23 protein-coding genes and 1 pseudogene are annotated in these 24,758 nt (G+C 64.7%); 10 read left to right on the top strand and 14 right to left on the bottom strand.

Annotated features, from left to right (window positions below):
- Positions 1–64 precede the first annotated feature (64 nt).
- Both otnK and VGH68_RS00945 read left to right on the top strand, forming a co-directional pair.
- Complete coding sequence (otnK, locus tag VGH68_RS00940; RefSeq protein WP_331601631.1) at positions 65–1,381, top strand: 3-oxo-tetronate kinase; 1,317 nt, start codon at positions 65–67, stop codon at positions 1,379–1,381.
- A complete protein-coding gene (locus VGH68_RS00945) occupies positions 1,381–2,037 on the top strand; it encodes an aldolase (RefSeq protein WP_331601632.1) in 657 nt (218 codons plus the stop codon). Before otnK ends, VGH68_RS00945 begins: the two co-directional genes overlap by 1 nt.
- Before the next feature lie 34 nt (positions 2,038–2,071).
- Here the strand turns inward: VGH68_RS00945 and VGH68_RS00950 are convergent, their stop codons facing one another.
- The 4 genes from VGH68_RS00950 to VGH68_RS00965 all read right to left on the bottom strand — a co-directional run bounded on the left by VGH68_RS00950 (position 2,072) and on the right by VGH68_RS00965 (position 5,791).
- A complete protein-coding gene (locus VGH68_RS00950; RefSeq protein WP_331601633.1) occupies positions 2,072–3,247 on the bottom strand; it encodes a CmpA/NrtA family ABC transporter substrate-binding protein in 1,176 nt (391 codons plus the stop codon).
- 7 nt (positions 3,248–3,254) lie between these two features.
- Positions 3,255–3,830 carry an ANTAR domain-containing response regulator gene (locus VGH68_RS00955; protein WP_331601634.1) on the bottom strand — a complete coding sequence of 192 codons (576 nt, stop codon included), beginning with the start codon at positions 3,828–3,830 and terminating at the stop codon, positions 3,255–3,257.
- A 1,253-nt stretch (positions 3,831–5,083) separates the two neighbouring features.
- On the bottom strand, positions 5,084–5,362 hold the full coding sequence (gene infA / locus VGH68_RS00960) for a translation initiation factor IF-1 (protein WP_331601635.1): 279 nt from the start codon (positions 5,360–5,362) through the stop codon (positions 5,084–5,086).
- A 147-nt stretch (positions 5,363–5,509) separates the two neighbouring features.
- Positions 5,510–5,791, bottom strand: a complete 282-nt coding sequence (locus tag VGH68_RS00965; RefSeq protein WP_331601636.1) for a hypothetical protein — start codon at positions 5,789–5,791, stop codon at positions 5,510–5,512.
- A 738-nt stretch (positions 5,792–6,529) separates the two neighbouring features.
- On the opposite strand from VGH68_RS00965, the gene VGH68_RS00970 reads away from it, so the two are divergent.
- From VGH68_RS00970 to VGH68_RS00980, 3 genes are all read left to right on the top strand, one after another.
- Entirely contained in the window at positions 6,530–7,174 is a 645-nt protein-coding gene (locus VGH68_RS00970; RefSeq protein ID WP_331601637.1) for a helix-turn-helix transcriptional regulator, read from the top strand.
- 72 nt (positions 7,175–7,246) lie between these two features.
- Entirely contained in the window at positions 7,247–7,441 is a 195-nt protein-coding gene (locus VGH68_RS00975) for a DUF1653 domain-containing protein (RefSeq protein WP_331601638.1), read from the top strand.
- An 82-nt stretch (positions 7,442–7,523) separates the two neighbouring features.
- Positions 7,524–7,718, top strand: coding sequence for a YqaE/Pmp3 family membrane protein (locus tag VGH68_RS00980; protein ID WP_331601639.1), 195 nt, complete (start codon positions 7,524–7,526; stop codon positions 7,716–7,718).
- A 146-nt stretch (positions 7,719–7,864) separates the two neighbouring features.
- On the opposite strand, the gene VGH68_RS00985 is transcribed toward VGH68_RS00980, so the two are convergent.
- Positions 7,865–8,173, bottom strand: a complete 309-nt coding sequence (locus VGH68_RS00985) for a 2Fe-2S iron-sulfur cluster-binding protein (protein WP_331601640.1) — start codon at positions 8,171–8,173, stop codon at positions 7,865–7,867.
- Positions 8,174–8,480: 307 nt separating this feature from the next.
- On the opposite strand from VGH68_RS00985, the gene VGH68_RS00990 reads away from it, so the two are divergent.
- Entirely contained in the window at positions 8,481–8,771 is a 291-nt protein-coding gene (locus VGH68_RS00990) for a DUF1488 domain-containing protein (RefSeq protein WP_331601641.1), read from the top strand.
- Positions 8,772–8,864: 93 nt separating this feature from the next.
- Here VGH68_RS00990 and VGH68_RS00995 read toward each other — a convergent pair whose 3' ends face one another.
- The 6 genes and pseudogenes from VGH68_RS00995 to VGH68_RS01020 form a co-directional block, all read right to left on the bottom strand.
- Positions 8,865–10,166 (bottom strand): NCS2 family permease, encoded by a 1,302-nt coding sequence (locus tag VGH68_RS00995; protein WP_331601642.1) that lies wholly within the window; start codon positions 10,164–10,166, stop codon positions 8,865–8,867.
- A gap of 177 nt (positions 10,167–10,343) precedes the next feature.
- Positions 10,344–10,838: a YaiI/YqxD family protein gene (locus tag VGH68_RS01000; RefSeq protein ID WP_331601643.1), complete on the bottom strand. Its 495-nt coding sequence runs from the start codon at positions 10,836–10,838 to the stop codon at positions 10,344–10,346.
- 142 nt (positions 10,839–10,980) lie between these two features.
- Positions 10,981–11,229: a DUF4148 domain-containing protein gene (locus VGH68_RS01005; protein WP_331601644.1), complete on the bottom strand. Its 249-nt coding sequence runs from the start codon at positions 11,227–11,229 to the stop codon at positions 10,981–10,983.
- 142 nt (positions 11,230–11,371) lie between these two features.
- Positions 11,372–12,145: a slipin family protein gene (locus tag VGH68_RS01010; protein WP_331601645.1), complete on the bottom strand. Its 774-nt coding sequence runs from the start codon at positions 12,143–12,145 to the stop codon at positions 11,372–11,374.
- A complete protein-coding gene (locus VGH68_RS01015; RefSeq protein ID WP_331601646.1) occupies positions 12,142–13,812 on the bottom strand; it encodes a nodulation protein NfeD in 1,671 nt (556 codons plus the stop codon). The genes VGH68_RS01010 and VGH68_RS01015 overlap by 4 nt, the downstream gene beginning before the upstream one ends.
- A gap of 85 nt (positions 13,813–13,897) precedes the next feature.
- A pseudogene (locus tag VGH68_RS01020) lies at positions 13,898–14,062 on the bottom strand (helix-turn-helix domain-containing protein); the annotation flags it as partial.
- A gap of 136 nt (positions 14,063–14,198) precedes the next feature.
- On the opposite strand from VGH68_RS01020, the gene VGH68_RS01025 reads away from it, so the two are divergent.
- From VGH68_RS01025 to VGH68_RS01040, 4 genes are all read left to right on the top strand, one after another.
- Positions 14,199–15,890, top strand: coding sequence for an AMP-binding protein (locus VGH68_RS01025; protein WP_331601647.1), 1,692 nt, complete (start codon positions 14,199–14,201; stop codon positions 15,888–15,890).
- 346 nt (positions 15,891–16,236) lie between these two features.
- Positions 16,237–16,419: a CsbD family protein gene (locus tag VGH68_RS01030; protein WP_331601648.1), complete on the top strand. Its 183-nt coding sequence runs from the start codon at positions 16,237–16,239 to the stop codon at positions 16,417–16,419.
- 254 nt (positions 16,420–16,673) lie between these two features.
- Positions 16,674–17,768 (top strand): AI-2E family transporter, encoded by a 1,095-nt coding sequence (locus VGH68_RS01035; protein ID WP_331601649.1) that lies wholly within the window; start codon positions 16,674–16,676, stop codon positions 17,766–17,768.
- A 279-nt stretch (positions 17,769–18,047) separates the two neighbouring features.
- Positions 18,048–19,166: a hybrid sensor histidine kinase/response regulator gene (locus tag VGH68_RS01040; RefSeq protein WP_331601650.1), complete on the top strand. Its 1,119-nt coding sequence runs from the start codon at positions 18,048–18,050 to the stop codon at positions 19,164–19,166.
- Positions 19,167–19,274: 108 nt separating this feature from the next.
- Here the strand turns inward: VGH68_RS01040 and VGH68_RS01045 are convergent, their stop codons facing one another.
- The 3 genes from VGH68_RS01045 to VGH68_RS01055 all read right to left on the bottom strand — a co-directional run.
- The gene (locus VGH68_RS01045; RefSeq protein ID WP_331601651.1) at positions 19,275–21,866 is read right to left on the bottom strand and encodes a response regulator; all 2,592 of its coding nucleotides are present in this window, start codon (positions 21,864–21,866) and stop codon (positions 19,275–19,277) included.
- A 16-nt stretch (positions 21,867–21,882) separates the two neighbouring features.
- Entirely contained in the window at positions 21,883–23,121 is a 1,239-nt protein-coding gene (locus VGH68_RS01050) for a hypothetical protein (RefSeq protein ID WP_331601652.1), read from the bottom strand.
- 324 nt (positions 23,122–23,445) lie between these two features.
- Positions 23,446–24,758 (bottom strand): phospholipase A (locus VGH68_RS01055; protein ID WP_331601653.1); only part of this gene is annotated, 1,313 nt, incomplete at its 5' end.

Raw genomic sequence — 24,758 nt, forward strand, 5'->3', positions numbered from 1 at the left:
TTATTTACCATATCTTCACATAGCGTAACATCGGCCGCTACAATGGCGGCACAGGAGGTGTTTCATGGACAAGCAATCCCGACGCCCGCTTCTGGGCTGCATCGCCGACGACTTCACCGGCGCAACCGATCTCGCGAGCATGCTGGTGCGCGCCGGCATGCGCACGGTGCAAACCATCGGTGTGCCGGACGCTTGCGCGACGCTCGAAGCCGACGCAATCGTGGTCGCATTGAAGTCGCGCACCATCGAGGCCGGCGCCGCGATCGCGCAATCGCGCGCAGCGCTCGACTGGCTACGCGCGCAAGGCTGCCGCCAATTTTTCTTCAAGTACTGTTCGACGTTCGATTCGACCGACGCCGGCAATATCGGCCCCGTAGCCGACGCGCTGCTCGACGCGCTCGGCGCGGACTCGCCGCACGGCGCGGATTTCACGATCGCCTGCCCGGCGCTGCCGGAGAACCGGCGCACTGTCTATCACGGTTACCTGTTCGTGGGCGACGGACTGCTCAACGAGTCCGGCATGGAAACGCATCCCCTCACGCCGATGCGTGACCCGAACCTGGTGCGCGTGCTGCAGCGTCAAACGAAGTCCAAGGTCGGGCTGATTCCATACGAGGCGGTTGCCGGTGGCGAGCAAGCCGTGCGCGAGACGATCGCACGCTTGCGCAAGGACGGAGCGCGGCTCGCAATCGCGGACGCGCTTTCCGACGACGACCTGCGCGCGCTCGGCGCGGCGTGTGCCGATCTGCGTCTCGTGACTGGCGGTTCGGGCGTCGCCATCGGCCTGCCGGATAATTTCCGCCGCGCGGGCTTGCTGGCCACGACCACCGAACCGGCGTTGCTGCCCGAAGTGGACGGCCCGGCCGTCGTGTTGGCCGGGAGTGCGTCGAAGGCGACGAATGCCCAGGTGGCGCAGTGGCTCTCCAGCCGTCCCGGTATGCGCATCGATCCACGCGCGCTCGCCCGTGGCGAAGCGGTCGTCGAACAGGCGCTTGCATTCGTCGACGAACATCTAGCAGGCCGGCAGCCGCAGCCTGTGCTGATATATGCAACGGCCACGCCCGACGAAGTGAAGGCAGCGCAGAGCGAGCTTGGGGCCGCTGTCGGAGAACTGGTCGAACAGGCGCTGGCGTCGATCGCCCAGCAACTGAAGGCGCGCGGCGTACGCAAGTTCATCGTCGCGGGCGGCGAGACCTCCGGCGCCGTCGTGCAGGCGCTGGGCGTGCAGATGCTGCAAATCGGACCGGCGATCGATCCTGGCGTGCCGATCACGGTGAGCGTCGGCGAAAAGCCGCTCGTGCTCGCGCTGAAGTCCGGCAATTTCGGCTCGGTCGACTTCTTCGCAAAGGCGCTTCGCTACGCGAATGGGGAGCGTCCGTGATGCAAGCGGCGAATATTTCCAGTGAAGATGCAAAGCTCCGCGAGGAGATCTGCACGACGGGCGCGAGCCTCTATGCGCGCGGCTATACGGTCGGCACCGCGGGCAACATCAGCGCGCGCTGCAGCGACGGCTGGCTCATCACGCCGACCGACGCATGTCTCGGCAACCTCGATCCGGCGGACATCGCCAAGGTGGATGCGACCGGGCGGCACGTTTCCGGCGCGCGGCCTTCGAAGACGCTGGAGCTGCATCGCGCGATCTACGAGCGCAACGCGGACGCACGCGGCATCGTTCACACGCACTCGACATCGCTCGTAGCGTTGACGCTCGCGGGCGTGTGGAGCGAAGGCGACGTGTTGCCTCCGATCACGCCTTATTACGTGATGAAGGTCGGGCACGTTCCGCTCATCCGTTATCGCCGGCCTGGCGATCCGCAGGCAGCCGCGCAGATTGCCGCGCTCGCGGCCGACGTGCGGGCCGTCCTGCTCGAACGTCTGGGTCCGGTGGTATGGGAACGCAGCGTCAGGCACGCGTCGTATGCGCTGGAGGAACTGGAGGAAACAGCGCGTCTTTGGCTGATGAGCACGCCGCGCCCGGAGCCGCTCGATGATGCCGCTATCGAAGAACTGCGCGCGGTGTTCAACGCGCGCTGGTGAGGAGCCGAGTCGGGCAAAAGTGCGCGGAAAAGGACTATGTCCTGATCGAAAAGCGCCGCCCGTAGGCGGCGGATTGCGAGCCGCTGCCCCACACTTCACCGTCGATCAACTTCTGTTCGATGTCTTCGCGAGGCACCGCGACGTTCACGCGCGCGGCGGCCTCGCGATACAACTGCGTCTGATTGATGCGCGCGGCAATTTCGCCGTAGTCACCGCGTGCATCGATCATCCCCCATCGCTCGAACTGCGTGAGAAACCACGCGCCTTCGTGCGGATGCGGATAGTTGACCGCACCACCGTCGAAGAAACGCATTGGCAGGCGGCGCGGATTTGCCGCGTCGAGCTCGCCGCCAAGCCGCGCTGAAATCAGCTTTTCGTCGATACCGATATAGTCCGGCCGCGCGAGCCAGCGCGCGATCTCGCCGCGATGGCCCGCGTCATCCAGCCAGCGGCACGCTTCGAGCATGGTCTGCACGAGCGCGCGTGTCGCGCGCGGATGCGCGTCGACGAAATCGCGCCGGCACGCGAGCACCTTCTCGGGATGCTCGGGCCACACCTCGCTCGTATAAGCGACTGTTCTGCCGACGCGCTGGGCTTCGGCTGTCGTGTTCCACGGTTCGCCGACACACAAGCCGTCGAGCCGGTCCTCGGCGAGCGCGGCGACCATCTGCGGCGGCGGAATCGCGACGCTCTCGACGTCGCGCAACGGATCGACGCCGTGCGCGGCGAGCCAGTAGTACAACCACATTGCGTGTGTGCCGGTCGGGAAGGTCTGCGCGAACACGGGTTTGCGGCCCAGCGTCGCAAGGGCGGCGCGCAGTGCGTGACCCGCCGTGGCCTCCGATCTGCCGGCTTCGGCGAGCGCGTCGGCGAGACGGTTCGACAACGTGATCGCCTGACCGTTGCGGTTGAGCACCATCAGTACGGCCATATCGGTGCGCGGACCGCCGAGGCCGAGTTGCACACCATAGACGAGGCCATACAGCGTGTGCGCCGCGTCCAGATCGCCGGACAGCAGCTTGTCGCGCACGGCCGCCCACGACGGCTGACGGCACAGTTCGAGCGTGAGCCCGTGGGCGTGGCCGAATTCGAGCAATTTCGCGGCGACGAGCGGCGCCGCATCGGATAGCGCGACGAAGCCGAGCCGCAGATGAGTTTTTTCAGGCGGTTCGACGAAGGCGGGCGCGGCGACGGAAGTGGCTGGATTCATGAGCGCTTCATTTGAGCGAGCCGGTCGACGCGACGACCGCGCGCGCGACCTCGGCGAGTTTCAGGCCCTGGTTCATCGCGCGCTTGCGCAAGCTGGCATAGGCGGCGGATTCGGTGAGTTGCTGTTGATCCATCAGCAGACGTTTGGCGCGATCGATCAGCTTGCGTTCGGCGAGTTCGTTTTCGGCTTGAGCCAGGCGCTCGCGCAATTGCGACTCCTGCGCAAAGCGCGCAAGCGCGACTTCGAGAATCGGCGCGAGCCGTTCGCTTGCGAGGCCTTCGACCAGGTAGGCGGTAACGCCCGCGCTGACGGCGTCGCGGATCAACTGCTGGTTCGCGTCGTGGCTGAACATCAGCACGGGACGGGGCGAGCTCGCGTGCATCACCGCTAGTTGCTCGAGCGTGTCGCGCGACGGCGATTCTGTATCGATGATGATCACGTCGGGCCGTTCGTCCCGCACCGCGCGATGCAGCGCCTGCGGCGTGGCGGTGCCGGGGAGCATGTCGCAGCCTAGCCGGGCGAGCGCGTCGCGCAGATCGCCGATGGGTTTGTCGGTGTCGGTAACGAGGAGAACACGGAGCATGGGGGAACGGGGAGCGGCAACCGGCACCATTTAAGCAATGGCTATGCCAGCGGACGTACTACGTGATTCGGCCGTCACGCTTCGATGGTGTGGCGCCATGCCGGCGCGTACGGCGGTTGTCGGACAGGAGCGTGGGGGATGGTCGTGCAACCGCGTGGGCGACTCGCCGCCCGGTGTCTCGTAGCGCTGCACCGGTACGGGGCATGGCGGTATACCCATGCTCGATGCACCGAAGCGGCGCATCGAGCGGCAAGAGCGTGAAGCGCGCGACGACTGACTCGGGCCAAGCCGCGAAAAACCAGCGATAGGCGTTCATCGCAAGCTCGGGCAGACGACTGCATAACAGCCTCGCTCGTGATGAGCGGCATGCGCCGTTCGCGCGCGCTGCCGGCACATCATTGACCGCCTTTCATGGTCAGTCCGCGCGCTCGTGAAGGTGTGATAGAGTCCCGGCCGAAAGTGGCCGGCCCGCGCGGGTCGTATCAAAAACAGAATTGAGGTTAGGAACCATGTTTAAGCGTGTTACAGCGGTGCTGTTGCTGGTCGGGGGCCTTGTCATGTTGGCGGGCTGCAATACGGTTGCCGGTGCTGGTAAGGACATCTCCGACTCGGCGCACGCGGTCCAGCGCGCGTTGTAGTAGGGTGCGCCACGGTCGCGGTGGCGTAACCGTCGAAAAGCGAGAACATCGCACCGGCTCGGGTTACGTCGATGTCGTCACCTTGGGCGAGGGTCGGGTGGACGATGCGATGCGTGCCTTTTCAGCGTGGCCGACGAAGTGGCTAACCCGGGCCTTTGCCGATCGCCGATGCGCTTGCGAACGGCCCCGTCTCAGCCTGCTGCCAACGCGGGTGCCTCAGCCGTCAGGAAAGACACGGGCTCAACTGATGGTCGAGCGCGGCGTCGAAGATGTGTGACGGCAAATACGCCAGTGCAGCGGTTTCGGTCAGCCGAGCGCGACCGCGGAATGGAGCATGAGATGGCGATTTGCATCGACGCTACGGCAGTACGCGGACCGGCGCCTGAACATTTCAGGCGCTGCGATCGGTAGGCCATTGCATTGCGGTGGGGCAGTTGTAGCGGAGCAGTTGTAGCGGAGCGGTTGTAGAGAAGCAGTTGCAGCGGGCAGTGAGCGCGGACAGAGTGCATCGGCGAACAAAGCGCGAGCCCGAGAAAGAGGGCTTCGCGCCTCGCGCATCATCCGGCCGCCCCATTGTTGCAACGCACGCCCGGTTTCGCCGCAACGAGCGTTGCGTTAGCGGCGTCGCGCGCCCTGCGGCGCGGAACGGTGGCCACCGCCACCGCTGGGGCGCTCGTCCTTATGGCGGAAATTGATCCGGCCTTTGGTCAGGTCATAGACCGACATTTCGAGCGTCACGCGATCGCCCGCGAGAATACGGATATGGTTCTTGCGCATGCGTCCGGACGCATAAGCGCCGACCACGACGCCGTTATCGAGCGTCACGCGGTAACGGCTATCCGGAAGTACTTCGTCGACGATACCGTCAAGTTCAAGCAGTTCTTCTTTCGCCATGCATAACTCCTGGTCGATGGGATAAATGGATGCTGGCCGCCAGCGAACCGGGCGGCGCGACAGCGGATTCAGTGGACGAGCGGCGGCAATGAACCGCGGCACTTGCGAGCGCGCCGCGCGGCGCCGGTGAAGTGCCGATGACGCCGCTCAAAGGTCGGCGACCGACTGGCCGTTCACCTGACCGTCGATCAGGCGTTCGGCATGCGCCATGCACGCAATGCGCGCCTTGCCCGTGCCGTCGAACGGAAACAGATACTGCAGGCGGAACACCCGGCCTTCGGCCGCCGGATTCGCGCCGACGCGGCAGATGCGTACCGATGCGTCGTAGCCCGCGCCGGGATCGCGGTTCGTCTGCGCGGTCGTCGGCCGGCGCGGATAAACCAGCGGGTGAATTTCGTAGCCCTTGTAGGTCTTGACTGCTGAATTCATGAAAAACGTGTCCTGTATGACGTGGCCCGCGTTGCGCGGATGGCGTTGTTCGTGTCGTGCACGTTGACGCGGGACCGGGCGGCGCAGCACCTAGGGGCGCGCCGCGATGAAAATGGTTGGCTCGGGTCTGGCAGACCGGCGGCCTCAATGACTATGGCTCGAGTGGCCGCGCTAAAGCGCGGATTCGACCGAAAACGCTGAAGCGGCGCGGAACTCGCGCGTCGGACGAATGAAGCTGAACCGCTCTGTTGTACAACTCGCGACGGCGAATGCATGCGGCGCATTGCCGGAATGACGGGATCGCCGGCGCGCGGCGCTCGAACAGTCGGGGGTGGTGCGGAGAAGCCGGTTTGAGACTGCCTGGTGCTGCCAGTGCTATATGAGTGCGGGATGCAGCAATTGCAATATTTTGCCTCAAACACACCCGATTGGATAGTGCCAGCTTGTGCGCGCGGCCGAAACCCCCGCGTGGCGGGGTTCCGAGCACGTCGACGGACGCGGGCACGACGCACGGCATCTGTGCGGGGTCGCCAGCCACAGTCTCCAATCGGCGGGTGAGGCCGTCCGGCGATAATCTGGCCCCCAGTCGCGACGCCTCTGCCGTATCGCTACAATGCTGAGTTGTTGCGCGGCCCCGCGCGCGTCGTCGCCGCGTCGGCCGCCGTGCTGCTCGATCCTTGTCACCGCGCCTTTGCACCGCGCGCCAACCGCCGCCCCTTCGAACTTCGCGTTTTTCCCATGCGCAACCCGAACGTGTCTCCTGTCAAAGACCTCCTGCTCAAACGTTACGCGCCGATCGCCGACGGCATAGCTGCACTGCTGTATCCGTGCGCCGAAGTGGTGATCCACGACCTGCGCGATCAGACCGTCGCATATCTGGTGAACAATCTGTCGAGGCTCGAGCTCGGCGCGCCATCGGTGCTCGACGATGCGCACTTCGCGGCGCGCGGCCAGACCATCGGCCCGTATGAGAAGCTGAACCGGGACGGCCGCCGGATGCGCTGTGTGAGCAACATCCTGTTCGACGACGACGGCAAGCCAGCCGGCATGCTGTGCGTGAACTTCAATATCGCGGTATTCGAGGACGTACGCTCGACGCTCGATCTGTTCATCAAAGGCGGCTCGATGACGGACGCGCCCGCCGACGATCTGTTCCGCGACGACTGGCAAGACCGCATCAACACGTATCTGCACAGCTGGCTGCGCGAGCGGCAGATCGGCATCAATGCGCTCACCCGCGAACATAAGCGTGAAATAGTCGAGGCGCTGCATGCGCAGGGCGCGTTTCGCGGCCGCAGTTCGGCGAACTACGTGGCCGCCGTGCTGACGATGGGCCGCGCGACCGTCTACAAGATCCTGAAGCAGATGAAAGAGGGCGGCTAGGCGCCGGGGTCGCCAGCGCTTCCATAACGTTTCGATCGAGCTTCGATCGAATCCACCCAAAGGACAGACACCGTGCTCTACCGGCACTACAAAGGCGGCATTTACGAATTGATCTGCGAGGCCACGCTCGAATCCGATCCGACGATCACGATGATCGTCTACAAGGCGGCCAATGGTACGATCTGGACCCGGCCGGCTACGGTGTTTTTCGAGCTGGTCGACCAGGAAGGCGGCAAGGTGCCGCGCTTCGCACCGATCGCCGATTAAGCACGCGAACGCCGATTAATGAGGCCACTGCGTCCCACGCGGATCAACGCAGATTGCCGTAGCGACAAAACAGGAAAACCGAATGCGTCTATTGCTTGCCATCCTTCTGCCGTGGTTTCAGTTCTTCACGATCGGCCGTCCGTTCGCCGGCATCATCTGCCTGATTCTGCAGGTGACGGTGATCGGCTGGATCCCGGCCGCGATCTGGTCGGTGTATGCGCTGAGCCAGTACAACACCGATAGGAAGATCGCTCGCGCGATGGGCAACCCGCGTTAATGCGCAGGTGCTCGAAGCTCATGCATCCAAAACCGCATCGGGCATCGCGAGCGGGGTGACGCGCATATCGCGCGTCGCCAAATAACGTCGACGCGGCACCCGCCACTACGCCTGCCGCAGCGCGACACGGCGAACCGTCGTCGCACTCATCGCCCTGGCATCTCCGTCACCCCCGGCACTTCGATCACCACATCCGTCTCCGCGATCGCGACGCACGGCAGGATGTAGCCTTCCGCTTTTTCCTCCCGGCTCACGCCCGGCCAATCGATCGTGTAGCGCACGCGGCCGGCCGTCATCCGGCACAGACAGGTCCGGCAGGTGCCATTGCGGCATGAACGCGGCAAGCGCAGATGCGCGAAGCCGGCGGCTTCGAGGATCGTCAGCGAATCGGGGGCTTCGAACGACACGCCGAGCGGTTCGACGCGGACCAGCGGCGGGCGGGTGGAATCGGACATCGCAGGCATCAGGGGCTGGGTGCGCGTCACTTTACACGGGATTGCCCGGCGCTTTTATATCGCACTGCAACATGCGCGCAAGCGGGGAGTTAGTCCGGGACTGCCCAGCGAAGACTTGCGCCTTGTGCGAACTCGTCTAAAGTGAATCAAATCACCTCCGCGCGGCGCGAACTCGCGATGCCGCGGTCGGTGACGGCCCGCGTCGACTGCCCGGGACAAGGAGGAAACGGCGGCGGACGCGACAGATGCAACCAGCGCGCGCATTACCCCAGTCGCACCATGCGCGGCACTCTTCCAGGTGATCCCCATGCAGATCCATTTTCCGAACGAAACCCCTCGATATTCAGGTCGCGAACTGACTCTGATGTTTCCGGCAATGATCGACGGCGAGAGGGTGGAGTGCGTGATCACCGCGGAAGCACTCGAAGATCATTTCGGCGCCGCGTCGACGCGTCTCGAAGATATGGTCGTCGCGTTCGACGCGCACCGGCCCCGCATCGAGGCGGCGACGCGCCGCCTGCTGTCTGAGACGCGCGCGCAGTGCCTCGTGCTCAGAAGCGGATACGTACGCTTTTACGAGGCGAACTGGCGCAACTGATTCAACCGGTGTTCGATGCTTCGATACCGGCGGGGCATCGCACCGGACGATAAGCGATGCCAGGTGGCACCACACCTTCCGCCCCACGCCGCTTTACTCGCTACCGAGATAGAAATAGCGGAACAGGAAAATCGCCGCGATGATCCACACCACGAGCTTGACCTGACGCGCCTGGCCGGTGAGCAGCTTCAGCGCCGCGTATGAAATAAAGCCAAATGCAACGCCGTTCGCGATCGAATACGTGAACGGCATCAGCAGCGCGGTCAGCGCGGCCGGCACGACTTCGGTCGCGTCGTCCCACGGCAGGTCGACCAGTTCGCGCAGCATCAGGCACGACACGTAGAGCAGCGCGGGCGCGGTCGCGTACGGCGGCACCACCTCGGCGAGCGGCGCAAAAAAGAGCGCCGCGATAAACAGCACGGCGACAGTGATCGCGGTGACGCCTGTGCGTCCACCGGCCTGCACACCCGACGCGCTTTCGATATACGCGGTCGTCGACGAGGTGCCGAGCAGCGAGCCAGCGAGGATCGCGGTGCTGTCGGCGAGCAGCGCGCGGTTCAGCCGGTGCATCTTGCCTTCGACGAGCAAGCCGGCGCGGTTCGCGACGCCCATTAGCGTGCCGGTCGCGTCGAACAGTTCGACGAGGAAGAACACCAGCACGACGTTCAGCACCCCGGTCGACAGCGCGCTGCGGATGTCCAGATGGAACAGCGTCGGCGCGATCGACGGCGGCGCGGACACGACGCCGTGAAACACGTTGCCGCCAAACAAGAAGCTCAGGATGGTCACGCCGACGATGCCGATCAGGATCGCACCGCGCACGCGCAGATGATCGAGCGTGACGATGGCGAAGAAGCCGATCGCCGCGAGCACCACATGCGGATCGTGCAGATTGCCGAGCGTGACGAGCGTGGCCGGGTTGCCGACCACGACGCCGGCCGACTTCAGAGAAATGATCGCGAGAAAGAGGCCAATACCGCCGGTGATCGCAATCCGGATCGAATGCGGAATGCCCTTGACGATCACCTCGCGCACGCGAAACAGCGTGACGATCAGAAACAGGCAGCCGGAGATGAACACCGCGCCGAGCGCCGCTTCCCACGTGTAACCCATGCCTTTGACGACCGTGTACGCGAAGTACGCGTTCAGGCCCATGCCGGGCGCGAGCGCGATCGGGTAGTTCGCGTACAGACCCATGATCAGCGACGCGAGCGCGGCCACGAGGCAGGTCGCGACGAACACCGCACCCTTCGGCATGCCGGCGTCGCCGAGAATCGCCGGGTTCACGAAGATGATGTAGGCCATGGTCAGGAAGGTCGTGACGCCGGCGAGCACTTCGGTGCGCAGGTTGGTGGCGACGGCGTCGAAGCCGAAGTAGCGTTTTATCGAGTCCATGGAGCGGGTCTTTTCCCTGTTGTCGGTCAGCGAATGTTTTCTTGTGTCGGTGGGCGCCACAGGCGTGGCATCCCGGCAACGCGCGCGCGGTGGCGGCGAGCGCCGTTACGGCGGAATTGTAAACACGATGACGCTGGCCCGGCGCGCGTGGCCGCTCCGAGCGCGGGCCAACGCCTGTCAGACGGGCGGTTTGTCAGGAGAGTGTGGCGCCGGCGCATCACTGCTCGGCGCGTGACGCGCGAGCCAGCGGTCCAGTTCGCCCGCGAAGGTCTTGCCGTCGCGCGGGCTGAAGGCGGCCGGGCCGCCGGTATCGACGCCGCTTGCGCGCAACTGGTCGAGCATCGAGCGCATGCGCAGCCGTTCCTCGATCGTGCCGGGCGTGTACCGGTTGCCGCGCGGGTCGAGCGCGTGCGCGTTTTTGGCCAGCACGGCGGCGGCGAGCGGAATGTCGGCGGTAATCACGAGGTCGCCGGCCGCGACCCGTTCGACGATCAACTGATCGGCGGCATCGAAGCCGGCGGGCACCTGGATCGCGCGGATCAGCGGCGACGGCGGCACGCGCAGAAACGTGTTGGCGACCAGCGTCAGCGGCACGCCGGTGCGGCGCGCGGCGCGATAGAGCATGTCCTTGACGACGGCCGGGCAGGCGTCGGCATCGACCCAGATCTGCATGGTGCGAAGTTCCGCTGAGGTGCGGTGTGCGGGTGTCGAAGCGGCGGATGATACCGTGCAGCCGCGCGACGGCAAACGGAGCCCACGCCGCCCCTTGCTGACCGACAGGGGCCGGTAATCGGGCCACGGCTATGCCGACCGCTTACTGCACGATCGCTTGCCCAGCCTGCTGCGCGCGGCGCTGTGCGACGATGCGCCCGGCGATTTGCGCGTTGATCGGATAGTCGATCGTGTCGAGCGGATCGTAGCCGGCGGCGAGCCACTCGACGAGTTCGGCACGGACCTGGGCCCGCGTTTTCTGCGCGTAAGGGTCGATGTTTTGCGCGAACGCGGTGCTGAGAGTCAGGGCGGCCAGCAGCGCGCCAAGTCCAATTCGGCAGGAGATCTTCATCACAGGCTCCTATGGAGCGGTAAGAAAAGCCGGGCATTTTATTTTTCGGATTCATGCTCTGTCTCTGTCAGACGGCGGTAAGCAATGAATTATTTCGTCCGGCTGCGTTAAATCTTTCGGCACCGGTCGTCGGGTCGCGACGTCACGGCGCCGAAGGCTTGCTGAAACGCTCCAGCACAGCGCTGACCAGATCGATCGGCAGCGGAAATACGATCGTCGAATTCTTGTCCGCGGCGATCGTGGTGAGCGTCTGCAGATAGCGCAGTTGCATCGCCTGCGGCTGCTGCGCAAGCGTCTGCGCCGCTTCGAGCAACTGCCGCGACGCCTGCAATTCGCCTTCCGCGTGAATCACCTTCGCGCGCCGTTCACGCTCCGCTTCGGCCTGGCGGGCGATCGCGCGAATCATCGTTTCGTTGATGTCGACGTGCTTGATCTCGACGATCGATACCTTGATGCCCCACGCGTCGGTCTGCGCATCGAGCACTTTCTGGATGTCGGCGTTCAGTTGCTCGCGCTCGGACAGCAACTGGTCGAGATCATGCTTGCCGAGCACCGCGCGCAGCGTGGTCTGTGACAGCTGACTGGTCGCCTCGAAGTACTTGGCCACCTGAATCACCGCCTTTTCCGGATCGACGACGCGGAAGTACACGACCGCGTTGACCTTCACCGACACGTTGTCGCGCGTGATCACGTCCTGCGGCGGCACGTCGAACACGATGGTGCGCAGATCCATGCGCACCGCCTGCTGTACGACCGGGATGATCAGCACGAGCCCCGGCCCCTTGACCTTCCAGAAGCGCCCGAGCATGAAGACGACGCCACGTTCGTACTCGCGGAAAATCCGCACCGACGATGCAATGAGCGCGGCCACCAGCACGATAAGGACGCTGCTGAAGCCGAATGTGAAGCCGATCATGAACGTTCTCCTTGTAGGGCGTCGGGTGCGCGGAGCGTCGCGACCGGCACGACGGTCAGCGTCAGGCCGTGCCGTGCGGTGACCCGCACGCTCTCGCCCGCCGCGGCCGGTGTCGCGCTGGCTACCCGCCAGCGCTCGCCATGCACGCGCGCCCAGCCGGCCAGCGTGCCGTCCGCCGCGTTCTCCGGCAGCAGGCCACTGTCCAGCACCACGCCGACGCAGCCGATCAGCGCCTCCGAGCCAGTCACGACTGGCCGGCGCCGCGCGTGCAGCGCGAGTCGCGACACGCCGAGCACGAACGCGACGCTGAACACCACCACCGCCGCGATCAACGGCAGCGGGACGCCGTAGCCGGGCACCTCGGTATCCATCAGCATCGTCGCGCCGATCACGAACGCGACCACGCCGCCGAAGCCGAGCGAGCCGAAGGTCGGCAGGAACGCTTCGCCGATCAGGAACGCGATGCCGAGAAAGATCAGCCCGAGGCCGACGTAGTTGACGGGCAGCATCTGCATCGCGAACAGACCGAGCAGCAGGCTGATTGCGCCGACCACGCCGGGCAGCACGAAACCGGGATTGGCGAATTCGAAGAAGAGGCCGTACATGCCGAGCATCAGCAGGATCAGCGCGACGCTCGGATCGGTGATCACCGCGAGGAAGCGGCTGCGCCAGTCGGGTTCCAGCGTGATCAGTGGCGCGTGCGCAGTGTGCAGCGTGACGCTGCCGGTGCTCGTCGTCACCGTGCGCCCGTCCACCTGGCGCAGCAGATCGGGCACGTCGCGCGCGACCAGGTCGACCACGTGCTGCTTGAGCGCTTCGTCGTCGGACAGGCTCACCGCCTCGCGGACCGCGCGCTCGGCCCACCCGGCATTGCGCCCGCGCATCTGCGCGAGGCCGCGGATATAGGCGGCCGCGTCGTGAACCTGCTTGCGCAGTTCGGTCGATTGGGTGTCGAGTGGCAGTGCGCTTGCGGCGCCAGGGGCGGCAGCCGAGGACGCCGTCGTGTCGGAGTCAACGGCCGGAGCGGACGAAGCGCTCGATGCGTTGCCTGGCAACGTGCGCATATCCGGCAGGCCCGGCGTCGCGCCACTGTTGCCGCCACCACTACCTCCGGGCGGCTCGGCGCCGCCAATTCCCATCTGGATCGGCGTCGCGGCGCCCAGGTTCGTGCCCGGCGCCATCGCCGCGATATGGCTTGCATAGACGATGTAGGTGCCGGCGCTAGCGGCGCGCGCGCCGCTCGGCGCAATGAAGGTCGCGACCGGCACGGGCGAGCCGAGGATCGCCTTGATGATCTGCCGCATCGACGTGTCGAGCCCGCCAGGGGTGTCGAGTTGCAGCACCGCGAGTTGCGCGTGCTGGTTAGCCGCGCGTTGCAGGCTGCGCACGATGAAATCGGCGCTGCCCGGTCCGATCGCGCCGTTCACCGGAATCACGACCACGCTGTTCGCGGCCGCCGCCGCGCCGGCCGTGGCGCTCGCAGCGCTTATGGCGCTTGCAGCGCTCGCTGCCCGGGATGGCGTGACCGGTTCGCGCGCCGCGAAGCCGGATGCCAACAGCACGCCGAGCACGGCGATGCCGCGCATCAAAGGGCCCACGATCCCGCTGCGGATAAGCGGGCTGCGCGGACCGAACTGCCGGAGCGGAAGACGCGGAGTCGGGTTCATCGCTGACGGCCGCCGCGCGTGCCGGGTCAGGCCGGTACACGCGGGCCGATACCTCGATCAAGGCTGGCCGGTTGCCGCTTAAAGCTTAGTCCGATTCAGCGCGGTGCGTGAGGTCGAGCGCGGTGGTCCGCACGCGCCGCCTGGCCCCGGCAGGGCGATAGTCGGCCGGGCGCATGCCGGTCCATTTGCGGAACGCGCGATGCAACGCGCTCGGCTCTGCAAAGCCGACCATGTTCGCGATATCGGCGACGTGCGGTTCGCGCGCGGCCATTCGGCGACCAGAACTTTGAGCGCACAATAGCCAGGCCGTTGGTGCTTCATACAGCCCACTTTGGCGGCAACCTGGCCAAAATAACCGAGCGCGCCCGCGCCGATTGGAGACGATGATGAATGCAGCGAAAGCCTTTCTCGAAGCGCGCGATCTGCTGATGCGCCATCGCACCGATTATGACCGCGCCTATCGCGAGTTCGCGTGGCCGACGCTCGACGAGTTCAACTGGGCGCTCGACTACTTCGATGCGATCGCGCGCGACAACCACAACCTGGCGCTGTGGATCGTCGACGACCCGGCGAGCGACGGCCTGCGGCTGTCATACGCGCAGATGTCCGAGCGCTCGTCGCGGATGGCCAACTTCCTGCGCGGCGCGGGCGTCGGCCGCGGCGACCGGGTGCTGCTGATGCTGCCGAACCGCGTCGAACTATGGGACGTGATGCTCGCGGCGATGAAGCTCGGCGCGATCGTGCTGCCCGCCACCACACAGTTGTCCGCCGACGACGTGCGCGAACGGGTGCAGATCGGCGGCGCGAAGTTCGCGGTGGTCGATAGCGCGGAACTCGACAAATTCGATGCGCTCGACCTGCCGCTTACGCGCTTCTGCGCGGGCGCGCCGCGCGACGGCTGGATCGATCTCGCCGCCGCCCGCCATGCATCGCCGCAATTCACGCCCGACGGCGTCACTCGCGCAACCGATCCGCTACTGCTGTACTTCACGTCCGGCACGACGTCGAAGCCCAAGCTCGTCGAGCATACGCATCAAAGCTATCCGGTCGGGCATCTGTCGACGATGTACTGGATCGGGCTGCAACCGGGCGACATCCATTGGAACATCAGCTCGCCGGGCTGGGCCAAGCACGCGTGGAGCTGCTTCTACGCGCCGTGGAACGCGCAGGCCTGCGTGTTCGTGTATAACTTCGCGCGCTTCGCGCCGAAGGACACGCTGGCCGCGCTGGTGCGCTTCAACGTGACCACGCTGTGCGCGCCGCCGACGGTCTGGCGCATGCTCGTGCAGGAGCGTTTGACCGACTATCCGGTGAAGCTGCGGGAGATCGTCGGCGCGGGCGAGCCGCTGAATCCCGAGGTCATCGAACGGGTCAAGCATGCATGGGGCATCGTGATTCGCGACGGCTTCGGCCAGACCGAAACGACCTGCCAGATCGGCAATTCGCCGGGCCAGCCGGTCGTGCCCGGGTCGATGGGCCGCCCGCTGCCGGGCTACAAAGTCGAACTGCTCGATGCCGACGATCGTCTGGCCAGCGAAGGTGAAGTCGTGCTGCCGCTGGCCGAACGGCCGCTCGGTCTGATGACCGGCTATGCGAACAACCCGAATGCGACCGCACAGGCGATGCGCAACGGCTTCTATCGCACGTCGGACGTCGCGCTGCGGCGCGACGATGGTTACTACGTGTACGTCGGCCGCTCGGACGACGTGTTCAAATCGTCCGATTACCGGCTCAGTCCATTCGAACTCGAAAGCGTGCTGATCGAACACGAGGCGATCGGCGAAGCGGCGGTCGTGCCGAGCGCCGACCCGGTGCGGCTGTCGGTGCCCAAGGCATTCGTCACCGTGCGTCAGGGCTACCAGGCCGGGCCCGAGCTGGCGCGCGCGGTGTTTGCGTTCTCACGCGCAAAACTCGCGCCCTACAAGCGGATTCGCCGGTTGCAATTCAGCGAATTGCCGAAGACGATTTCCGGCAAGATCCGCCGCGTCGAATTGCGGCGCCGCGAAATGGAGCGCGCGGCCGAGCCCGCGCGTCTGCCCGATGAGTACTGGGAAGAAGATTTTCCAGACCTGCGGTGAGCGTCTTCATTGTTGGCGCCCATGCTCGTGATGCTGAGCGTCGACACGCTCGATCACGCGGTCGCGCTCGTCAACCGGTTTGGTGCGCGTTCCCATCGCGTGCTCACTGTCACGGCGATGGCCGAACACGCGAGCAGCAGAGCGGGCAGCAGGCGTCGCATGTGCCCCTGTCGATGGCGCGGCACGGCGCCGGGAACGGTCCGTGCTATGACTGTGAGGTTGCATAGGCGCGGATGGCCTCACGCGAGGCATTCCGCCCGATGACGCGGCGCGTCGCGTCGTTCATTTGCTGTCTCGTTGCAACGCCAGCAGGCAACTCCACAGCCAAGTTCACCAGGAAAGCGCCATGGACAGGAATCGGATAGAAGGCACCGCGAAGGAGCTGAAAGGCACCGTCAAGGAAGCGATCGGCAAGGTCACTCACAACCGCGCTAAACAGGCGGAAGGGGCGGCCGAAAAACTCGCCGGCAGGTTGCAGACCAGAGTCGGGGAGGCAGCCGATGCGATGCGCGACCGTGTGAAACGGTAAGTTTTTTGCGGCTGCCTGGCGCGCGCCACTTCGGGCGCGTCGCTTCTGACTCATCTCATTTCGGGCGCACGGTCCGATGCGTTGACACAGCACTGGTGTGACGCGGCGCGTGCCGGGCGTTGCGGGCCATTGCGGCGCCCCGCGGCCACGCCGTAAGCCCCCGTGTATCGTCCATCGCGTGCGGCGCTCTATACAGCCTGATGTCCGTAGCGCGTTCGGGTCATCGGCTCGCGTCGTTCATTCGAGGAAGAGGCATGCTGGGATTCGAAGTCGGCACGGCCAGGAAAGTCTGGACCGCATTCCTGCTCGCGCTGTTGTTCTTCATCATCTATGTCGCGTCGACCACGGTGCTCGTCGTCGTGTTCGCGGTGTTCTTCAGCTATCTGATCTACCCGATGGTGGAACTGGTCGAGCGTGTGCGGCCGCGCCGCGTGCCGCGCGTCGCATCGATCGGGCTGGTGTTCGTCGTCGTGGTCGCGGTGATCGCGGTGGTCGGCTCGCTATTCGGCGTGCAGTTGCAGGACCAGGCGACTCATCTGGTCAAGCAACTGCCCGCGCTGATGCGCACGGATGTGCCGAACCGTTTGCCGTTGCCGCATTTTCTGGAACCGCTGCGCGAACGGATCGCCGACTTCGTGAACAGCCAGATCGAGACCGGCTCCGACAACGCGATGCCGATGGCGCGCAGCGTCGGGCTCGGTGTCGTGCATGCGGCGAGCAACCTGATCTACCTGGTGCTGATTCCGATCCTGAGCTTTTTGCTGATCAAGGACGGCGAGCGCATGCGCGACGCATTTCTCGCGCTGCTGTCGAAGCGGCATCGCAGACTATGGAGCAATATCGTCGACGATGTGAACGTGCTGCTGTCGAAGTACGTGCGCGCGCTGCTGTTTCTGTCGCTCGCAACGCTGTTCAGCTACGGCATCGCGTTTTCGCTGCTCGGCGTGCCATACGCGTTTCTGCTCGCGGTCAGCGCGGGCCTGCTCGAATTCGTGCCATTCGCGGGGCCGCTTGCCGCGGTGGCGATCACGCTCCTGGTCGCGGCGTTCAGCGGTTTCCCGCACTGGGTGTGGCTGCTGGTCTTTATCGGCCTGTACCGGCTGTTCCAGGACTACGTGCTCAATCCGTATCTGATGAGCGAGGGCGTCGAGGTCAGTCCGTTTCTGGTGATCGTCGGTTTGCTCGCGGGCGATCAGCTGGGCGGCGTCGCGGGGATTTTTCTCGCGGTGCCGGCGATCGCGACGCTAAAGATCGTGATCGGACGGGCGCGCGTGTTTTATGCGTCGTCGCACACCGCGGGCGAAGCGGCGCGGCAGGCGCAGACCGGAGAGACGGACGAACGCGAATGACGGCGGAGCGAGGCGAGCGGATGCCGATGCTCGCGGTGACTCCCGCCGGATCGGACGCCTGACGTTACATACTTCGCGGCGGCGCCCACGATCACAACGACAGCTACTCCACGTCGAACTCTGGATTCGCTCGCGCGGCGATAACAGCAACGGTCCGGCGGTTCGATCCGCGCCCGCAAAACGTGAAACGCGACCTCCCGCCGCGCCGCCGCTTTGTATATGATCTTCGCGAACGGCCGTTTCTAAGCGCCGGCAAAACAGCTATCCGTCTGGAATCCCATGAGCGACACGACACAGCCACCGTTTTCCATTCTGTTCGTCGACGACGAGGAGATGTCGCGCAACCATTTCGCCCGCGCGATTCATGCGGATTACTGCGTGCACGTCGCGCAAAGCGCGGATGAGGCGATCGAGGTACTCGGCCGGCACGGCGCCGAGATCGCCGTGCTCGTCACCGACTACCGGATGCCGGGGCGGGACGGCGACGATCTGCTGCGCCAGGTCGCGCAAGAGTATCCGCAGATCGTGCGCATCCTCGTCACCGCGTATGCCGACAAGGATATGCTGCTGCAGACGGTCAATACCGGCGATGTGTTCCGCATACTCGAGAAGCCGTTGCGCACGGACAAGGTGCGCGAGGTGCTGCAACTCGCGATCGCGCGCTATGCCGAGCGCGAAACGCGTCAGCAGCGGCTTCTCGCGATGGACGAGACGCTGGCCTTCCTCGCGCACGAACTGAATACGCCGCTCGCGGCGATTTCGCTATTCGCGCGCTCGGTCGAGAACGACGTCGCCGAACAGTACGATCCGGGACGGCAAAAGGAAATCGGCGACGCGGCGCGTTCGATGCTCAACAATGCGCAGTACTGTCTGACGCTGATCTCGTCGTTCTGGGCGACCGTGCACAAGAGCGGTGGTCAGCAATCGGTTGCGGAGGCGGGCGCCCGCGAGGTCAAGGCGACGCGGCTGGTTGCGTCGCTGCTCGATACCTATCCGTTCGTCGGCGCGCAGCGAGACTGGATCCGGCTCGACGTGCGTGGCGATTTCGTCGTGCGCGCGATGCCCAATTGCGTCGCGCTCGTGCTGTCGTCGCTGTTATCCAATGCGTTGCGTGCACTCGGCGGGATGTCCGCGCCGTCGCTGTGGCTCGAGGTCACGGAGAGCCCCGAGCCGGAAATCCGGATTCGCGACAACGGCCCGGGCATCGCGCCGGAAGTCAAGGCGCGGCTACTGCAGGATCCGGTGACGACGCACGGGGGAGCGGGTGGTCACGGTATGGGCATGATCTTCTGCAACCGCATCATGCAGTCGTTCGGCGGCAGCCTCGGCATCGAATCGACGGTCGGCGAGGGGACGACGGTCACGATGGGCTTTCCCAATCTGAAAGGGCGGCTGTAGCGCGGCGGCTGCGGGCGGGCGCCGCCGAGGTGGCGGAAGCTGCCGAAGCGGCGCAAGCGGCCCAAGTGGCGGAACCGGCGCAAGCGGCGCGAGCGCTGCCTGCCGCTCTCAATCGCTCAGCGCGTCGCGATGATCGGGCCGTGCTTTGGGCGACGCGTAGTAGCGCTGTAGCGCTTCGGCCGAGCGGCTACTCAGCGTGCGGATCTGCGCGAGCCAGTCGGTTTCCAGCGGCCATTCGCCGGCGATGACGCGCGGATAGATCTGCCGCGCAAAGCGGTGCAGCGCCTTCGCGCCGATGTTGCCGCTGACGCCGAGCAGTGCGTGCAACGCGACGTGCGTCGCCTTGATATCGACGGCCGCCGTGCTGTTTGCGAGCCGTATCACCAGCGAGCGAATCTGCTCGATACCGTTGACGAACGATTCGTCGAGCAGATCGAGCGCGGCCAGTTCCTCGAGATGGTCCTCGTCGAGCAGGCTTTCATCAGCGATGGCCGCGAGTGGGCTGGCGGTTGGACTCCACGCCGCTGGCGTCGCGGCGATATCCGTTGGCGCGGCGCCCCTGGCCGCTTGCCGTACTGCTCTCGCGCCGTCCGCAACCGGCGTACCGCGCGTTCCGAACTGCCGCGCGAGGCACGCGTACAGCGAGCCCGCCTGCACTGGCTTGATCATCACCTCGTTCATTCCGGCGGCGACGCAGCGCTGTACCGATTCGGCGTCCGAGTGACTGGTGAGCGCGATCACCGGCACTGTTGCATACGCATCGGTGCGCGCGCGGATCAAGCGGGTCGTGTCGATACCGCTCATGCCGGGCATATTCATGTCCATCAGGATCGCATCGATAAAGCCGTGTTCCTGCAACCTGCTCAGCACGCGCTGGCCGTGCTCGGCTTCGATCACGGTGGCCCCGTAGCGCTCCAGATACGTTTTAGCGACGAGCCGGCTATAGGTGTCGTCGTCGGCGACGACGATCGTCTTGCCGGCAAAGCCATCCGGCCGTTCGCCCGAATGATGCCGCGCGCCGTTTTCGAACAGCGCCTGCAGCGCGGTGATGAGTTCCTGCGCGCTCGACGATTTGCTAATGATCTCGTCCATCCCGGCACGGCGCGCGCGCAGCCGCACCGCATTGCCGGGCTCGGCGGTGTACGCGGCGATCAGCACGTTGCGGTTCGGCGATTCGCGCTCGGAGCGGATGCGCTCGGCGGCCGCGTAGCCGTCCATCACCGGCATGCTGATGTCCATCAGCACGAGGTCATACGGGGACGCGAGTCCCAGGGTCTCGACCGCGACTTCGCCGCTTTCCGCCTCGCTGACGTAGGCGCCGGCCTTGGTCAGCACGCTGCGGGTGCGCGCGCGCAGCGTGTTGTCGTCGTCGACCACCAGAACCCGTTTGCCTTTGAATGCGGGCATCGCGCGCTCGAACAGTTGGCGTTCGTGGTCCACGACTTCGCTGCTCGACACCGGCGGAAAGCGCAGTGTGAACTCCGTGTACTTGCCGACTTCCGACTGGCACTCGATGCTGCCGCCGAACGCGCGCATCGCGCGCTGACAGTACGCGAGTCCGAGCCCTGTGCCGCTCGAATTGCCGGCGGTGCGAAATGGCTCGAACAGATGGGGGACGATGTCTGGCGCGATGCCCGCGCCGGTATCGCGCACGATCACCGTGCCGCGGTCGATCGTCAATGTGAGGGTCGCCTGCGAATGCCCGGCGATGTGGTACAGCGCATTCTTGATCAGGTTGAACAGCGTGAACAGATAGACCGTTTCGTCGATCTTGAAGATGAAGTCTTCCTTCACGACGAGGCTCACCTTCGCGCGTTCCTTGTCGTTGTCGAAGCCGTATTCCTCGAGGGCCTTGCGGGTGGTCGCCGCCGCATGCAGGTAGCCGAGGCTGTCGGAGCGGATCGACTTCGCGCTCACTTCGTCGAGCGTCATCGCGATGATGCGCAGGCCGCGCTCGATCGACAATTGGCCTTGGGCGAGATGGTTGTACAGCACGGACGCGGTGCCATCGGTCAAGGTCGGCGCTTCGCCGGGTTCGGTCACCGCGGGCAGCGCTTCTTCGACGCGGTCCAGCACGTGGCGCAACTGGCTCAACGGATTGCGCATTTCATGCGCGATGGATCCCGCGAGCGCCTGCAACGCACGATTCTTTTCAACGAAGATGCGCCCTTTGCTGATTGCATGACTGAACGCCATGCTGCACAGCACGACCACCGGCAGCAGCGCAATATTCGATTTGTCGTCAGCGCTGAGAATCACCGGCAGCGGCGAACTGACGACGCCCGCGAATCCGCCGGTAAGAACACCGATGCCGATACAGGCCATCAGCAGCAGCGGGTTGTCGATACACAGCGCCAGAATGAAGATCATCATCACCTCGGTCATCATCCACATCGTGGAGAAGCCGTTTCTGACGGTGAGAAACGTGCACACGAACGGCAGCACGTAGATCAGGCAGCAATGCCAGTAGATCAGCAGAAAAGGGTTGTAGCGCTTCGGCCAGCGCGCCTGGAACAGCAACGGTACGCACACGGCCGCCGCGCTCAACCGCAGTAGCAGGTTGTCGTAAGGCTGCGGAAGGATGTAGGTCCAGACGACGTAATAGACAGGGTGACACAGCAGGCCAAGTGCGCCTCCCCACCGGATCGCAAACCTGCTTCTTTCCAGCATGTCCCGCATACTTTCGCGCGGTCTCGCCATCTGGCCTCCGTTGTTATTACGATCCCATCAATTCATGCGTATTGAATTTCTGAGCGTCCAGTCCTTCGAGGCCGATCGATTCGCCGTTCTTGCCGTGGAACGGACCGACCGAAAAACCGTATTTCTTCAGGAGACCGTGAGTATAAGAGACCGACCACACCGGCGGGCTGCCGATGATGAAATCGGATGCGATACCCTCCTGCCAGGCCGAATAGCCTTCGGCGAAGCAGGTGTAGCAGTCGCGGGTGGACGGCAGCCGGAACGGGAAGGCCGTGTCGAGGCCGGCGGGGCCACGAGCGAAACATTCAATATATAGCGTATGGCCGCGCGATGCGAGTTCAGCCTCGACGCTTGCCGCACGCGGGTGGGAGTCGTCGATCCAGAACTGCGCGCGCTTCAGATCGGCCGCGGTGAGATAGGGCACGCTCGTGCTGCTCGCGAGAATCGCGCCGTCGAAATCGGGCAGCGGGGTGTCCGGACTGAACGTATGCACCGACACTTTCGACTTGCCGAGCAGGTCCGATGCGAGCAGTTCCTTCGCCTGTTCGATCAACAGGTTGATCTTGTCCGGCAGGTCGATCAGCACGAGTTCCTTCGGCGCATCCTTGTACAGCAGGTACTTGGATACGGTGGTGCCGAGCCGGCCGGCCGCGCCGAACAGCGCGAGCCTGGTGTTGCCGAATTCGAGGTCGAGCTGATCGCAGCAGTGCATCGCCCAGTCCTTGAGCATCGCCGCGGTGGCCGCGTGCCCGGTCGTGATGTGAGGCGGCTTGACCGGACGGGGCAGCGCGCCGTAGTTGCACGCATACGGCGTGGATGCGCCCATCGCGACCATGTTCAGCCCGGCCTTCCTCGCGAGTTGCAGCGCCGGAAAGAATTGCGTTTCGCGGAAACGCTTGATGCCGCGCGGGCTGCCGAGCCACATTTCGAGCGGCACCGGGCAGGCGATATTGGCGCCGATCACCTGGGATCCGGAATAGATCGGCGACGCGATGAATGGCTTGGTATTCCACAATTCTTCTTCAAACGATTCGCTCCGATGGCGAACGTTATGAAAAGAAAATGAAAGGGTTTCCCAGTCCGTCGCATGGAATAGAAAGCCGACTCCGCCCTGTCGGGCCGGCAAACTGTCGCGGATTTGTTCCGGGTGAATTTCGTGTTTGAGCGTCAGCGGGGCACTATTCCGATGCAGCCGAAGGCCCGTTTGCTCATTGGGGATCGTCGACACGTCTGCTTTAAGGAGAGCGGTTTTCATTGATTTTCCTTTTGGATTTGATTTGACGCTGGAAAGGTCAGCGCGCGGCATGGCCAGCCCGGATTGAGTGGCACCCTCCAACTCTAGAGAAATCCGCGGCGTTGTGCCCGTCTGTTCGTGCACAGAGAATTGACAAGCAAATTTAACGTTCTCGGTGCGCGGCAGTCGGGAATTAACTTTGAGCGAACTTCGGCGGCCAATCCGGAAGAAACCGGCGCTGCGTTCAGGCGCGCCGTGACGCGCGCATCGATGCGGGAAAGGCCGCCTGAGTGGATCGGTTGGCAGATCCAGCGGCCTTTCTTTTGCGCGCGTCGATAAGGCCTGCTATCGCGTGATGCTGTAGCCGATTCGGGCAATCCAGCGGTGCTGGTTGTAATCCAGAATGTCCTCGCCATAGCCGGTGAAGAACCCGAGCCACAAGAAGCCGCCCCAGCGGCTGTTGATCAGCTTCGCCAACGGATACGTGAACTGGGTATCGACACTGCCTTTGCCGCCTTTCATTCCTTTGCGCAGCGTTGTGGCCAACTGCCAGCTATCGGTGCTGCCGTAGATGAGCCGAAGATCCATATACCCGCGATAGTCGGCGATGTCGTGGTTCTCACCGGCAATGTGCGCATAGTAGTACACCTTCGGCTCGACGGTGAGATGGTTGCCGTTCAAGTCGCCGAAATCCCAGATCGGTTTGACGAAGAAGATGTCGATACCGCGCGATTCGGGACCGTCACGCCCATTCGATTCGTGTTCGTAGCCGGCCATCAAACCCATCTTGCTCCACCACTTGCTCTTCCAGCCGGTGTCCTGCAGGTAGTAGAACAGTGCCGGCATATAGCTCGTATCGCGAAATGGCGCCGAGTACTCGCCGAGATCCCATAGCGAGGTTTGCGTGTAGGCGAAATACATGTTGTCCGCGAAGCCCCGCGAGCGCGGGTCGTCCGGCGTGACAAGACGGAACTTGAAGCTCAGCTGGAATTTCGCGAGGTTTTCGCCATTCGAGCCATCGGCGAAGTACATCGGCTCGTAGGCGGAGAAGCGGCTCAGGAAGCTGTTGAGTTCCGGCACCCGCGCATTGGGGCGCGACGGCGGCGGCGACGATGCGATCAGGTTCGTCGACGACGGTTCCACCGCGCTGGTGGTTGCGCCAGGCAGGTCCGCCGGCTTGCCGCCGGTGGCGGCGACCGCCGTGTCCTTGCCCGAGTGCGGCGGGCGCGTCAGCAGCACGAACGACGGCGAAACGTCGAGTGCCGGCACGTCGATTTTCATCGCGCCGCGCGCCCATTCGGGCCACGTGCCGAAATAGCGGACCGCCTTCAGTTCGCCCGCGGCGAGCTTCAGATGATCCGGCGCGCCGCTTTCGCGCATCAGCGCCAACGGCTTCGGTATCACGTCCGCGTTGCTGATGGCGACGTTTAACTGCGGCGGAACGTTCACTTCGGTGCCGCCGGGTTCATCGCCGGAATAGACGATCGTCACTTCGAGCGGACTGCTCGCGACTGCTTCGCGCGGCGGACGCAATACCGAGACGCCGGCCACGCTACCGGTCGAATAGCTGGCGCCGAGGACTAGCAGGCTCATGCATAGCGAGAGCCTGGCAGGCAGCCTGGCGAACTGATTGGCAGATGAGTGAGCGAATGAGTCGG

It is taken from the genome of Paraburkholderia sp. (assembly GCF_036488505.1).
Lineage (GTDB): Bacteria > Pseudomonadota > Gammaproteobacteria > Burkholderiales > Burkholderiaceae > Paraburkholderia.

What these genes read in the sequence shown, in the direction of transcription:
- otnK (WP_331601631.1), top strand. Translation starts at nt 65, where the DNA reads ATGGACAAGCAATCCCGACGCCCGCTTCTGGGCTGCATCGCCGACGAC.
- VGH68_RS00945 (WP_331601632.1), top strand. Translation starts at nt 1,381, where the DNA reads ATGCAAGCGGCGAATATTTCCAGTGAAGATGCAAAGCTCCGCGAGGAG.
- VGH68_RS00950 (WP_331601633.1), bottom strand. Translation starts at nt 3,247, where the DNA reads ATGAATCCAGCCACTTCCGTCGCCGCGCCCGCCTTCGTCGAACCGCCT.
- VGH68_RS00955 (WP_331601634.1), bottom strand. Translation starts at nt 3,830, where the DNA reads ATGCTCCGTGTTCTCCTCGTTACCGACACCGACAAACCCATCGGCGAT.
- infA (WP_331601635.1), bottom strand. Translation starts at nt 5,362, where the DNA reads ATGGCGAAAGAAGAACTGCTTGAACTTGACGGTATCGTCGACGAAGTA.
- VGH68_RS00965 (WP_331601636.1), bottom strand. Translation starts at nt 5,791, where the DNA reads ATGAATTCAGCAGTCAAGACCTACAAGGGCTACGAAATTCACCCGCTG.
- VGH68_RS00970 (WP_331601637.1), top strand. Translation starts at nt 6,530, where the DNA reads ATGCGCAACCCGAACGTGTCTCCTGTCAAAGACCTCCTGCTCAAACGT.
- VGH68_RS00980 (WP_331601639.1), top strand. Translation starts at nt 7,524, where the DNA reads ATGCGTCTATTGCTTGCCATCCTTCTGCCGTGGTTTCAGTTCTTCACG.
- VGH68_RS00985 (WP_331601640.1), bottom strand. Translation starts at nt 8,173, where the DNA reads ATGTCCGATTCCACCCGCCCGCCGCTGGTCCGCGTCGAACCGCTCGGC.
- VGH68_RS00990 (WP_331601641.1), top strand. Translation starts at nt 8,481, where the DNA reads ATGCAGATCCATTTTCCGAACGAAACCCCTCGATATTCAGGTCGCGAA.
- VGH68_RS00995 (WP_331601642.1), bottom strand. Translation starts at nt 10,166, where the DNA reads ATGGACTCGATAAAACGCTACTTCGGCTTCGACGCCGTCGCCACCAAC.
- VGH68_RS01000 (WP_331601643.1), bottom strand. Translation starts at nt 10,838, where the DNA reads ATGCAGATCTGGGTCGATGCCGACGCCTGCCCGGCCGTCGTCAAGGAC.
- VGH68_RS01005 (WP_331601644.1), bottom strand. Translation starts at nt 11,229, where the DNA reads ATGAAGATCTCCTGCCGAATTGGACTTGGCGCGCTGCTGGCCGCCCTG.
- VGH68_RS01010 (WP_331601645.1), bottom strand. Translation starts at nt 12,145, where the DNA reads ATGATCGGCTTCACATTCGGCTTCAGCAGCGTCCTTATCGTGCTGGTG.
- VGH68_RS01015 (WP_331601646.1), bottom strand. Translation starts at nt 13,812, where the DNA reads ATGAACCCGACTCCGCGTCTTCCGCTCCGGCAGTTCGGTCCGCGCAGC.
- VGH68_RS01025 (WP_331601647.1), top strand. Translation starts at nt 14,199, where the DNA reads ATGAATGCAGCGAAAGCCTTTCTCGAAGCGCGCGATCTGCTGATGCGC.
- VGH68_RS01030 (WP_331601648.1), top strand. Translation starts at nt 16,237, where the DNA reads ATGGACAGGAATCGGATAGAAGGCACCGCGAAGGAGCTGAAAGGCACC.
- VGH68_RS01035 (WP_331601649.1), top strand. Translation starts at nt 16,674, where the DNA reads ATGCTGGGATTCGAAGTCGGCACGGCCAGGAAAGTCTGGACCGCATTC.
- VGH68_RS01040 (WP_331601650.1), top strand. Translation starts at nt 18,048, where the DNA reads ATGAGCGACACGACACAGCCACCGTTTTCCATTCTGTTCGTCGACGAC.
- VGH68_RS01045 (WP_331601651.1), bottom strand. Translation starts at nt 21,866, where the DNA reads ATGGCGAGACCGCGCGAAAGTATGCGGGACATGCTGGAAAGAAGCAGG.
- VGH68_RS01050 (WP_331601652.1), bottom strand. Translation starts at nt 23,121, where the DNA reads ATGAAAACCGCTCTCCTTAAAGCAGACGTGTCGACGATCCCCAATGAG.